General features: G+C 38.4%; 8 protein-coding genes. 4 read left to right on the top strand and 4 right to left on the bottom strand.

Going from position 1 to position 12,719, the window contains the following annotated elements; genetic code table 11:
• Positions 1-708 precede the first annotated feature (708 nt).
• Positions 709-1,086: an AAA family ATPase gene (locus tag BTO23_RS14195; RefSeq protein ID WP_105064278.1), complete on the bottom strand. Its 378-nt coding sequence runs from the start codon at positions 1,084-1,086 to the stop codon at positions 709-711.
• The gene (locus tag BTO23_RS14190) at positions 1,086-2,009 is read right to left on the bottom strand and encodes a LysR family transcriptional regulator (protein ID WP_061029476.1); all 924 of its coding nucleotides are present in this window, start codon (positions 2,007-2,009) and stop codon (positions 1,086-1,088) included. Before BTO23_RS14190 ends, BTO23_RS14195 begins: the two co-directional genes overlap by 1 nt.
• A gap of 122 nt (positions 2,010-2,131) precedes the next feature.
• Here BTO23_RS14190 and BTO23_RS14185 point away from each other — a divergent pair, with 122 nt between their 5' ends.
• The 3 genes from BTO23_RS14185 to BTO23_RS14175 all read left to right on the top strand — a co-directional run bounded on the left by BTO23_RS14185 (position 2,132) and on the right by BTO23_RS14175 (position 4,783).
• Positions 2,132-3,328, top strand: coding sequence for a glycine C-acetyltransferase (locus tag BTO23_RS14185; protein ID WP_105063836.1), 1,197 nt, complete (start codon positions 2,132-2,134; stop codon positions 3,326-3,328).
• Positions 3,328-4,359, top strand: a complete 1,032-nt coding sequence (gene tdh / locus BTO23_RS14180) for an L-threonine 3-dehydrogenase (protein WP_105063835.1) — start codon at positions 3,328-3,330, stop codon at positions 4,357-4,359. Before BTO23_RS14185 ends, tdh begins: the two co-directional genes overlap by 1 nt.
• Before the next feature lie 79 nt (positions 4,360-4,438).
• Positions 4,439-4,783 carry a DOPA 4,5-dioxygenase family protein gene (locus BTO23_RS14175; RefSeq protein ID WP_105063834.1) on the top strand — a complete coding sequence of 115 codons (345 nt, stop codon included), beginning with the start codon at positions 4,439-4,441 and terminating at the stop codon, positions 4,781-4,783.
• 45 nt (positions 4,784-4,828) lie between these two features.
• Here the strand turns inward: BTO23_RS14175 and BTO23_RS14170 are convergent, their stop codons facing one another.
• Together BTO23_RS14170 and BTO23_RS14165 are read right to left on the bottom strand one after the other, a co-directional pair.
• Positions 4,829-6,058, bottom strand: coding sequence for a hypothetical protein (locus BTO23_RS14170; protein WP_105063833.1), 1,230 nt, complete (start codon positions 6,056-6,058; stop codon positions 4,829-4,831).
• Between the two features lie 183 nt (positions 6,059-6,241).
• Complete coding sequence (locus BTO23_RS14165) at positions 6,242-8,575, bottom strand: Lon protease family protein (RefSeq protein ID WP_105063832.1); 2,334 nt, start codon at positions 8,573-8,575, stop codon at positions 6,242-6,244.
• Between the two features lie 742 nt (positions 8,576-9,317).
• Between BTO23_RS14165 and BTO23_RS14160 the strand changes: the two genes are divergently transcribed.
• Complete coding sequence (locus tag BTO23_RS14160) at positions 9,318-12,677, top strand: Ig-like domain-containing protein (protein ID WP_170066747.1); 3,360 nt, start codon at positions 9,318-9,320, stop codon at positions 12,675-12,677.
• The last annotated feature ends 42 nt before the right edge of the window (positions 12,678-12,719 follow it).

The raw sequence follows: 12,719 nt of genomic DNA, 5'->3' as shown, positions 1-12,719 counted from the left end.
CCCACCAACTAGCTAATCTCACCTGGGCTAATCTTGACGCGAGAGGTCCGAAGATCCCCCTCTTTGGTCCGAAGACATTATGCGGTATTAGCTATCGTTTCCAATAGTTATCCCCCACATCAAGGCATATTCCCAGGCATTACTCACCCGTCCGCCGCTCGTCAGCGAATTAGCAAGCTAATTCCTGTTACCGCTCGACTTGCATGTGTTAGGCCTGCCGCCAGCGTTCAATCTGAGCCATGATCAAACTCTTCAATTAAAGTTTTTTGATACCTTTCAGCAGAAAGGATATCGACTCAATGATTAATACTGATTTCTTACATAAATATATTTGTGTAGTCACTCAGTTCATTGATAGTTGCTCACTTATAAATAAGTTAAGCTATTTTGACTATCAATCCATAAGTGTCCACACAGATTGCTAAGGTCTAATTATTAAAGAGCTCAAAACTAGGCTTTCGCTTTGTTTTGCTTGAAGTGTCATTTAAATTACTAAAAGTAAGTTGCAAGCAACTTTTGAAAACTCGGTTCGCGTCAATGTTTCACTTCTTGCTATTACTGCTAGCCCTTACTAATAAAGGTTTGCTGTGACAACGGAAGCGAAGTATAGAGATTTAATTATGAGTTGCAAGCCATTTTTAAACATAAAAAATCAAGCGGTTAAAAAACAAACAAAACGAGAGTAAAACGCTCAAACTTGAACTAATTTTAAGCCTCCCACTCCTTTTTCATCCTTTTTATTACATTTTCAGGGACATTATGAGTACTTTTAAATTTTCCCTTGCACACATCTATCTCTAATACAGCATCATACTTTTGAGCAATTTTCCTGTATGCATCCATTTCCCACTGTTTTACAAAAGTATTAGCGACGACAACACTTCTACCATGATATAAGTGAAATTCACATTGTAACTGACACCATTGATGAGCAGAGCTTAAAAGAGTACCGTCAAAACAATAAGCTCCCTCTTCATTCACAAAAAACTGATCCGCTTCAAGATGTATCAAGTCCAAGCTTTGTGCCAAGGTCGATTTACCACTTCCCGGCAAGCCTCTCAATAATCGTAACTCTAACTTCTTCATCATTTACTCTGCTCTTTCATTAAATTCTCTTTTACAAATTCAGTAAAAACTTTTAAACGAGAAGGCATATATTTATTCTGAGCGTATTGCATAGCGATAACACCATGATAATTCCCTTTTATCTGCCAATCAGAAAGAACAGGAACAACCTCGTTATTATCTAACGCCTCTTTAATGACAAAATCAGGGAAAATCCCAATACCAAAACCATCCTTAACCCCATTTAATCTCATTTGCGAATGATTGACAGCGTAACGACCAGTCACGGCTATAACATGGCTTTCTTCAGCTTTTACAAATTCCCAAATATGATCTGTTGTCGTTTCACCTAAATAAAGACAGTCATGATGAGTAAGATCATGTGGGTTGATTGGCAATCCTCTGTCTTCTATATAAGAGGGACTAGCGCATAAGCTGAGATTAACCTTTCCTATCTCTTTCATGATCAAACCTTCTGTTGGTTTATCGGTTAAACGAAAAACCACATCAATCCCTTGAGCTATCATATCGATATCACCATCCGATGCTCTTAGCTTTAATTGGATTTTAGGATACTTAATCAAAAACGGTGTAATCAGCGGTTGAAGTACTATTGTTAAAAATGCTTTTGGAGCTGCAACCGTCAAGCTTCCAGACGGCACGATATGCTCTGAGCTCGAAATATCAATCGCCTGCTGTGCTGCCTCGACCATAATGACAGATTGCTGGTATATTTTTTTACCTGATTCTGTGATCAGAAGACTGCGTGTTGTACGTTCAAACAACTTAACAGAAAGTGCATTTTCTAACCGAGTAATCAATTTACTCAATGCAGAAGGTGTAACACCCAATTTCTTAGCTGCTGCTGTAAAACTACCTTCATTAACAACAACGATATATGTTGCTAAGTCTGGTAATAAAGTAATAAGTTTATTTGTGACCATGATTCACTAATGCTTTTCCATTTTTAGGGATAATAGTCGTAATTGATTTGAATTAGAATCTATTTATCGGATTTTGATTACACTTTTTATGTGCAACAATTATAACTAAAAAAGGGAACACAATGTCTTCTGCATTCTACACTCAGATCCAAAATCAAATTGAAGAAGTAAAGAGCGAAGGTTTATACAAATCTGAACGCATCATTACTTCAGCTCAAAAAGCGTCTGTTTCTATTTCTACAGGCCAAGAAGTTCTAAACTTCTGTGCTAACAACTACTTAGGTTTAGCTAACCACCCTGCACTTATCCAAGCCGCTAAAGATGGTATGGATGAGCACGGCTTTGGCATGGCTTCTGTACGTTTTATCTGCGGTACTCAAGACTCACATAAAGTATTAGAAGAAAAACTATCTACTTTCTTAGGTAAAGAAGACACTATTCTTTACACATCATGTTTTGATGCAAACGCTGGTTTATTTGAAACAATTTTAGGTAAAGAAGATGCGATCATCTCTGACGCCCTAAACCACGCATCAATCATTGATGGTGTTCGTCTTTGTAAGGCAATGCGTTTCCGTTATGCAAACAACAACATGACTGAATTAGAAGAACAACTAATTGCAGCAAAAGAAGCTGGCGCTCGTCATACTCTTATCGTTACTGACGGTGTGTTCTCAATGGACGGCGTAGTTGCTAATCTTCCTGCTATCTGTGATTTAGCTGATAAATACAACGCTCTAGTTATGGTTGATGACTCTCACGCTGTTGGCTTTATGGGCGACAACGGTGCAGGTACTCATGAACATCACAATGTTATCGACCGTATTGATATCATCACAGGTACGCTAGGCAAAGCAATGGGTGGCGCATCAGGCGGCTACACTTCTGGTAAAAAAGAAGTAATCGATTGGTTACGTCAACGCTCTCGTCCGTACCTATTCTCAAACTCTGTTGCTCCTGCAATCGTTTCTGCGTCTATTCGTGTTCTTGATTTGCTGGCTGAGTCTGGTGATTTACGCACAAGCTTATGGGAAAACTCTGCTCATTTCCGTACTCGTATGGAAGCAGCTGGTTTCACTATGGGTGGAGCTGATCACGCTATCATCCCAATTATGTTAGGCGATGCTAAATTAGCCGCTGAATTCGCAGAGCGTGCGTTAGAAAAAGGCATCTATGTTGTTGCTTTCTCTTTCCCAGTAGTGCCTAAAGGCCAAGCTCGTATTCGTACACAAATGTCTGCTGCTCATTCTCGTGAGCAACTAGATCGCGCAATTGATGCCTTTATCGCTGTTGGTAAAGACATGGAGATCATCAAATAATGAAAATTAAAGCACTTTCAAAACTAAAACCTGAAGAAGGTATTTGGATGACCGAGGTTGAAAAACCTGAAATGGGTCATAACGATCTTCTTATCCGTATTAAAAAGACCGCAATTTGTGGTACTGATGTACATATCTATAACTGGGATGAGTGGTCACAAAAAACCATTCCTGTTCCTATGGTTGTAGGTCACGAATACGTGGGCGAAGTTGTTGGTATTGGCCAAGAAGTTCGTGGCTTTGAGATTGGCGATCGTGTTTCTGGCGAAGGTCACATTACTTGTGGTCACTGTCGTAACTGTCGTGGCGGCCGTACTCACCTTTGTCGTAATACAACAGGTGTTGGTGTTAACCGCACTGGTGCATTCTCTGAGTTCTTAGTTATTCCTGCATTCAATGCATTTAAGATCCCTGCTGGAATTTCTGATGACCTAGCATCTATCTTTGACCCATTTGGTAACGCGGTTCACACTGCCCTATCATTTGACTTAGTAGGTGAAGATGTTCTGATCACTGGTGCTGGTCCAATTGGCATCATGGCAGCTGCTGTTGCAAAGCACGTTGGTGCGCGTCACGTTGTTATTACTGATGTTAACGAATACCGTCTAGATCTTGCTAAAAAGATGGGCGTAACACGTGCAGTAAATGTAATGAACGAAAAACTTGAAGATGTAATGTCAGATCTTGGCATGACTGAAGGTTTTGACGTAGGTCTTGAAATGTCAGGTGTTCCATCTGCATTCAACAGCATGCTAACTAACATGAACCATGGCGGTAAAATATCCCTACTAGGAATTCCACCATCGGATATGACTGTAGACTGGACTCAAGTGATCTTCAAAGGCTTGGTCATTAAAGGTATCTACGGTCGTGAGATGTTTGAAACTTGGTATAAGATGGCATCACTGATCCAATCGGGCCTAGATCTAACACCAATTATCACTCACCACTACAAAATTGACGACTTCCAAGCAGGCTTCGACATGATGCGTTCTGGAATGTCAGGTAAAGTTATTCTAGATTGGGAATAATCATTCTCATTTAAAATGAACTATAATGAGGCTAAACTTCGGTTTGGCCTTTTTTATGTTTCCTATTTAAGAAGATAATATGCATCAATCAGACATCAACGGTTACCACGTTCACGTTTATTTCGATCAAACAAGTATCGACTTTGCTGTTAGTTTAACAGAACAGTTACACGAGAAATTTGGATACCAATTAGGAAAAGTGAATCAAAAACCCGTCGGCCCTCATCCAGTTTGGAGTCGACAAGTTTCTTTTAAGCATCATGATTACGATGCAGTGATGGCGTGGCTAGAAGAAAATAGAAAACAACTATCAGTACTGATTCATCCTTTAACTGAAAATGAATACCTTGATCATACTAGCTCTGCTGTGTGGTTAGGCCCATCATTAGAACTAGATCTTAGTATCTTCACAGATAAACAATAACCACGATTCACTTCTCTTAATTATTGACTAAATTAAGAGAAGTATTTATTTCGCTTTATAAATTGAAAACTCTTTTGCCAATTTATAGTCAGACCATGCTTCCTCCCCCATCGCTTCAAGATAGGCTTGCTTTGCTGCTATAAATGCGTTTTTATCACTCATTGTTTTCGTTGAAAATATTTTAAATTTATAGCTGCTTCGCGGTGTCTGTCCAACAATCCCTTTATAAATGGTTTCAGCTTCTGTCACTTTAACAACGACACCAATAACGCCCGATGATGGATGAGCAGCTTTGAAATACTTACCCTTTGCCGATTCAGCTTTACGCTCATTCTTATAATTTGCCCAATTATAGTTAGCTTTCATCAATGCGACTTTACGTAGTACATGCGTCGGGTGCGTACATGCTTTAAATTTATTCAGATGAATCGTAGAACCCGTTCTAACAAATTCTTTTCTTACAATAAAATTGGACTTATCATCCGCTTCAATCATTAATATTTGCTTCGGTTTTCTTCTAAATTCAAACCAAGTCTCTTTAAACTCAGCCATGCAACCATCCATTGCTTTCTGAATTAATTGATCGCAAATTTCTCGCATTTCAAATTTAGATAACGGTGTTGTAGTTAATGTTTTACTTGGCTTAAACGCTTTTATATCTGCATCTTTGGTTTGTAAATAGGTATCTAAAACCTCACCAATAGCGTTTAATTCAGCAAGGAAATCACCAAGATCATCAAAGTTAACATTAAATAAACTACGAGAGAAGTTATGCGAACGGTAACAAGATTTACTTTCATGGCGCTCAAAATGGCTATTTACATAAGGCGTACCATTAACCATTGATAACTTTAGCTGAATATTTGGGTGTAACCCTTGATAAGCTGATTTGGCAGTAAAGGTTTTTGTTTTTCGTGCTGCATCTGCGGTTTCATATTCATCTTGCTCAACCAATTCAGCAATAGACCACGCCGCTTCAATGATTGCTTCTGAACGAGCATCGACATCACTCTCTTCATTCTCAAAATCAGCATAGTAGGCTTTACTATAATAAGGTTGACCTTTACGAGCAAAACGTACTTGTGCAAATTCCATTCGACGTCGCTTAGTCGATTGGCCATCATTCCAATTAATACCAATAGGTATCCAATATTCAGTACCTGCTATATCAACCAATTTGACTCGTAATAGTAAGTTTTCTTCGATGTAAGTTTTTTTTCCACGTACGATCAAAAATGTACTGTAATCAAGTCGTGGTGATAAGGGATGATACATAGTAGAGCCTCTGAACACATTGGAATAAACAAATAACAGGCATAAAATAGATTGGGATAAAACGCTTTTTATTTTATTGTTATCTGCTGATGATTATATCACCGTTTTAATTATTAATTCAATTCTCTTATAACAATATAAAAAAAGGCATAAAAATAATCTTATGCCTTTCTCTAATTTTATTTAAGAAGTGAATTTAGACCGAATTATAGTATAAATACCATCACTACTTTCTGACTCAACAGGAGAGCCCATCAATAACTCAATCGCTTCACTAACATGATTAACGGGCCAAATCGTAAATGAGCCTTTTTCTATTGCTTGAGTCACTTCACTGTTTAACATTAGATTTTGAATATTAGAGTGAGGAATTATCACCCCTTGATGTGCTTTTAAGCCTTTAATTTTACAAACTTGATAAAAGCCTTCAATTTTTTCATTTACGCCACCAATAGGCTGCGCTTGACCAAATTGATTCATCGACCCTGTTATTGCAATATCTTGACGTATTGGTTTTTCAGAAAAAGCGGAAATAATAGAACAGAACTCAGCCATTGATGCACTGTCTCCATCAACCCCTCCGTAAGACTGTTCAAATGCCAAACATGTCTTTAATGGAATTCTTTTCTCACTACCAAATAACGAAGATAAGTAAGCACTAAGAATAAATACACCTTTTGAGTGGATACTTCCTCCAAGCTCTACTTTTCTTTCAATATCAAATACCTCCCCCTTACCGAAAGAAGTGGTTGCGGTAATTCTATTCGGCATTCCAAATTGGTGATTTGATGTAGATAAAACTGACAGCGCGTTGACTTGGCCAACAACCCCACCTTCAGTCTCCATCAAGGTTGTACCATTAACAAAGCTTTGCATTACTCCATCTTGAACTCGATTAACTCGATGCTCTTTATTCGCTAATGCTTGCTCTACATGCTTTAAGCGGATCATATTTGATTTGGCCGCTCTCGCTATGTAATTAGTTTCTTTTAATAAATTGGAAATGTCTGCAGAATGTAAAGAGAGTCGATTTTGATCCCCTGTCTGACGAGAGCTGTATTCTATAATTCGTTCTATCGCTTTTTTATCACATTGCAGCATTTTACCGTCATGCACAATACTCGAAATAAATTGCGCATAATGAAACTCTGAAGCGTCAGTTCTTGGCATATCATCTTCAAAATCAGCAGTAACTTTAAAAAGCTCACTAAATTCTGAGTCATAATGTTGAAGTAATTGATAAGTTTGATAATCACCAAATAAGATTATTTTTACATTTAGCGGAATAGGCTCTGGCTCTAAAGAGACCGTTCCTGATAGTGTCACTTCCCTTTCAAGAGAACTTAGGTTTAGGTTTTGAGATCGTAATGCCCTCTTTAATCCATCCCAAACATACGGTCTTTCAAGTACTTTAACCGCATCCATAAGTAACACTCCACCATTGGCCTTATGAAGACTACCAGCTCGAATTAATGAATAATCCGTAAAGACGGTTCCTTTAAATGTCGCATTTTCTATGTATCCAAATAGATTATGATAACTTGGACTTTCTTCTACAATTAATGGGAACTGTTCATCTTTTTGACTAACAAGTAGATTAATTTGATATCTACGAGGCAATCTTTTCTCTAAAGAAGCATATGCCAGTTCAGCGTCTTCATTACCCTCTTGAAGGAACACATCAAAGTTTTCTAAGATGTCTTTCTCCATATCTTTAAGGTGCTGAGAAATGATTTTTGAATCACTATACTTGGTTTTAATTACTTCAAAATTAACCGTTAATACTTGAGAAACAATTTCCTCATTTAACTTTTCAATTTTATCGGAGTATTTATCTTCCCATTCCGTCAATTGACGAACAAGGCTACGTAATTTAATTTCTAATTCATCAATAATTGACTCAAGTTGACGCTGTTCTTGTCTATCTAACGCATCAAATGTTTCTTCGCTATGCAACTCTTCGCCATTCATTGCTATAAATTGATAATCACCTTGAGTCGTAACTGCAAGGCTAATCCCTTTACTTTTTGCTTCTTTCGTTAGCGACCCAAGTAACGACTCTTGCTTATCTGCCAACTGATTTTTAAGCGTACCGGTTCTGGTGTAATACAGCTCATTATCGAATGCTAATGGGATAGCCTTCACCAATTTCAAGGTAATTTTTTCAATTTCTTTTTTGAAGCTCAACCCAGTCCCTACTGGTAACTTTAGTACCTTAGGAGCTCGAGTATCATCAAAGTTAGTGACATAACACCAATCACAAACCCCATTTCCTACAGGGTTATGGCGTTTAAGATAACGCAGAACCATGGTTCTCTTACCAAGGCCATTTTGACCAACGGCATAAATATTATAACCGCGATCAGGAATAGACATCGCAAACTCAACCGCTTGCTGCGCTCTGTCTTGCCCTACAATTTCATCAATGGGAGTAATATATTTAGTTGATTTACATGTATTTTCATCTAGGTTTGCTGAACGATAAACTTGCTTATGCGTGAGAGGTAAAGTAGACATAAGGCGACCTCTTATTTTGTTATAATTCTCATCAGTATAGATTGAAAAAAACAACAATTAAGTGACCTACGTTTAACTATTTGAAAAATTTAAGTTTTCCAAATTAACTGTTACATACAGAAAATATTACCCTATTAGGGTACTATCAACAGTTATGTTTCGTTAAAAAATATTTAATTATATAAGTATATCCAGTCTTTTATAAATCCATGACAATCCAATATAGAAAACACCAATAAGTTTACATTCCGCAAGAAAATAACCTATTAAATAAAAAGCAAGCCAAGCCCCATCTAATTAAATTCAATGTTGCCGTTCATTTTTGGAAAATAAAATTACACTAAAACCTAAGGTAGAGGTAAACAACAGGTTGACTTAAAGTAAATCCAAGAGTGTTTTTATAAAAATTAGCGCCAAAATCAAAGAAAACAGCCAAAAACTTGACCCTATAACATACCCAGCAAAAAAAACCAATAATAAAAACAGAAGCAATATCACACTTTTGATATTTTAAGATATCCTTAAAATTTCTTCTGGTTAAAATGCACGAAAATTCAGCCTCGCTATCAATTTAATAGTGATATGTGAATTTTGTATGGATCGATTGAAGGTTTTCATCTACTTACTGTGATTCAGAAACTAACCTTTATTTAACACAAATAATAAAACAATCTATCCATCGTACACTTTTAATAATTAATAAATTTATCTAGATTAAGATAAATAAAAAGAAGAAAAAGCAGTGATAAAAATAAATAAAATAACAGCCGCTATTACTAGCGTTATGTTCAGTGGGTATCTATACGCCGCTGATGTAAATTTAACGTCTAACATTGTTACTTTTGTTCCAGGTGAGACAAAAGTTCAAAACGGCGATATGGTTTCTTTCAACGGTGACTGCTTTGTTGCTAAAAATAACCCAGGCGTGTGGGAGTCTCCAACTTCAGACTCATGGTTTTGGGATACAGCAGTTTGTTCTGGTGAACCAAATCCTGACCCAGGTCCAAATCCGGGACCGAATCCAGATCCAGACTTGGGTAACATTATTCCTTTTATTCCAGGTAAAACTCAGGTTGAAAATGGCGACGTTGTTTCATACGAAAATCAATGTTTTATTGCTCAAAACAATCCAGGTGTTTGGGAAGCTCCGAGTGCAAGCTCATGGTTCTGGTCACTAACAGAATGTTCTGACGAGCCTGTTAATCCTGAGCCTGAACCAGAAGAAACTGAACTGTCTATTCTTGCTCCAACAGCTGGTCAAGTTGTTCAGGCAAATGAAACGATTACTATCAATGCACATGTTGATGGTAACCAAACTGCTAAAGTTGAGTTTTGGGTAAACAACACAAAGCTAGCTGAAAAAACAGTTAACGAGAACAACAGTCAGTACTCTCACGCTTGGACTCCAGTTGAAGCAGGTAATGCGGTAGTTAACGTATTTGTATTCGATAAAAATAACCAAAAAATCGAACAAAAATCAGTATCTGTTGTTGTAGAAGCAGAAGTAACTGAAGATTTCGTTGCACCTGTTGTTAAATTTGTTACGCCAACTAATGACTCTGCAATCAACGTAACTGAAAGCGTTGCTATCTCTGTTAATGCAACAGATGCAGATAACGATTTAACGACACTGGTTGTTACCGCAAACAATAAAGAAATCTGTTCATTTGATGCGGCTAATACCAACACATTTGCGTGTAATTTTCAGCCTACTCAAGCAGGTAACGTAACACTGAAAGCTATCGCTACTGATGCTCAAGATCTGTCATCTACAACAAGTGTAAAAATTACTGTTGAAGAAGATGTGGTTGAGCCGCCAGTTGAGCCACCTGTAACTCCAGGTGACTTATGTAAAGACTTTAATGTTTACCCTGACTGGACCCGTGGTGATCACGCAACTGGTGGTGACATTATGGTTAACAAGAACATCGCATACTCTGCGATCTACTGGACTAAATCAGTTCCTGGTAGCGATGATTCATGGGCACTTCACCTAAATTGTGATGGTACAGAACCAGGTACAGCACCGCTTCTTTCTCTACCAAACCCAATGGACCCAGTTCGTCTAGAAGTTGCTGGTTGGCCAAACACGTTAGTTGTTGCTAGCCCATCGTCTGCGGCACCAGCAATGCTAACTATTGACGCTAGCAACAGCGCTGATTTAGCTGATTTTGATAAGCTAACAAGTACGTTTGTATCTATCATTAATAAAGCGGCACAAGCTGGCTCTGCATCAATTATCATCAACACTGATGTTCTTGATCAAGCAACGCAAGATAAAGCATTATCTTCAAACAGCATTGCGGTTAAAGAAGCGCTAACTAAAGCGATGGACATCACTGGCAACAAGATTGACATTGATGACATCAACGCGCTTAGCAATGACTTGAAAGGCTGGGCTAATGCGCACCACCTAATCATCTCTACACTAGCACCAGAAGCAAACTACGGTTGGTCTCTAAGCATTGGTGATTTCGCGTTTGATACTCACTCTGGCAGACAATCTGTTTGGGATGAAGCATCTAACTACAGCGCTGATCTACTAGACAAACTAGAGTTGTTCAAAGCAGATGTTGCAACTAAAGCGGATTTCATTGCGTTCACTAAGTCAAGCTCAACGGCCGCTCTAACTAGCGACCAATGGCATAATGCTCTAGAGTACGTTAAGCAAGTTTCTGATTTTGTTAAAACACCTGTAATGCTAAACAATATCCCTACAGATCAAGCTTCTGCTTATTTCATGGGTGATAATGCAAGCAAACCACAAGTGCGTAAAGCAGCATTCAGCAACGTATTTGCTATCGTATTTGATAAAGATACAGCAAACTTAACGGCTGAAATCGAAGAATACAAAAAAGCTAAAATGCCACTGTATTACGTTGGTGAATCAACAGAAAATGGTAAATTAACTATCATTGATGCGTTAAACCGTGAATTGGCTGACGCTGAAGATACAATGAACAACACCGCATTCTTGTACGAAACGCCTCAATCACAATGGGTTCCGTCTACGGTTTATAAGTGGACTGACTTCATGACTGGTCTGAATGCAATGCATAACGTGGGTGTTGCTGGTAACAAGTTCTGGCTACTAGATGAAAACGTTGATGATGCAACCAACATCAAATATGCGAAAGTAGCGATTGCTGCGTTCTTAGCACAAAGTATGCAAGAAACAATTCGCTACAATGCGTGTGATGAGAATAACTGGGCTGAAATTAAATACGGCGCAGCGACAGATTACCCAATGTCAGCGAGCTGTGGTCAACTTGATCAGAAATACGCAGATTACGGTGTTAACCCTATCTCTGGTTTAGATCACGCTTATTCTTGTCCTCGTGATGATAAAATGGAAGTAAGTGCTCTAACTCATGCTAAATGGTACGGTGCTCCAGCGCCAGTATTTGCAGCACCAAATGCTGTACTTGAAGAGCGTGGCTTACTGGTTAACGGTAACGTGGGTCGCTGGACAAACAGTGGTCACTGTAATGATGTACCTACATCTGTAGATGGCTCTAAGCAAGTATGGGAACGTGACGATTGTAAAACTTACGTTGACCAAAAAGCAGGTAAGTTTATCTGGGATGGCAGCAGCCAAGAAGACGTAGAAGGCTGTGGTTGGTGGGGCCGTGGTGTAATTCAAACTACTGGTCGTCAAAACTTCGGTACGCTTAACCACTACTTAGGTCGTTCACACGTTGACCCTGAGACAATTGGTAAAACGATTGATGGTGTTGTTGTTGAAGCGCCACCAGAGAACCCGCTATACGCTGATCTAGATTTCTGTTCGAACCCAGGCTTAATTTGTAGCTCTGAAGAGAACAAGGAAATCAAGTGGATTGCAGGTCTGTTCTACTGGGTTACTTCAGTACAAGCATACCCAGATGAATCAGGCCAATACGGTAACTGGAACTACCACAACGAACTTAAAAAATATGTTGATGGTGGTATGAAAGGTACTGACTTTATTGATGACGTGTCTGGTATTGTTAACCGTGGTTGCCCAGATTTAGTGTGTTCTACTGGTGAAGTTCATAACGTTAAAGAACGTCGCACTAACTTTAAACTAGTGTTAGAGCAACTAGGTCTTAACCCGCAATAATTTGGTTAAGTTATCTAGGTAAAATCAGTTAATCATATTAAC

It is taken from the genome of Aliivibrio sifiae, assembly GCF_002954715.1.
GTDB classification, from domain to species: Bacteria; Pseudomonadota; Gammaproteobacteria; order Enterobacterales; family Vibrionaceae; genus Aliivibrio; species Aliivibrio sifiae.
The sequence above is the reverse complement of the archived record's forward strand: the minus strand, read 5'-3'. Positions and strand labels throughout refer to the sequence as shown.

What these genes read in the sequence shown, in the direction of transcription:
- BTO23_RS14195 (WP_105064278.1), bottom strand. Translation starts at nt 1,086, where the DNA reads ATGAAGAAGTTAGAGTTACGATTATTGAGAGGCTTGCCGGGAAGTGGT.
- BTO23_RS14190 (WP_061029476.1), bottom strand. Translation starts at nt 2,009, where the DNA reads ATGGTCACAAATAAACTTATTACTTTATTACCAGACTTAGCAACATAT.
- BTO23_RS14185 (WP_105063836.1), top strand. Translation starts at nt 2,132, where the DNA reads ATGTCTTCTGCATTCTACACTCAGATCCAAAATCAAATTGAAGAAGTA.
- tdh (WP_105063835.1), top strand. Translation starts at nt 3,328, where the DNA reads ATGAAAATTAAAGCACTTTCAAAACTAAAACCTGAAGAAGGTATTTGG.
- BTO23_RS14175 (WP_105063834.1), top strand. Translation starts at nt 4,439, where the DNA reads ATGCATCAATCAGACATCAACGGTTACCACGTTCACGTTTATTTCGAT.
- BTO23_RS14170 (WP_105063833.1), bottom strand. Translation starts at nt 6,058, where the DNA reads ATGTATCATCCCTTATCACCACGACTTGATTACAGTACATTTTTGATC.
- BTO23_RS14165 (WP_105063832.1), bottom strand. Translation starts at nt 8,575, where the DNA reads ATGTCTACTTTACCTCTCACGCATAAGCAAGTTTATCGTTCAGCAAAC.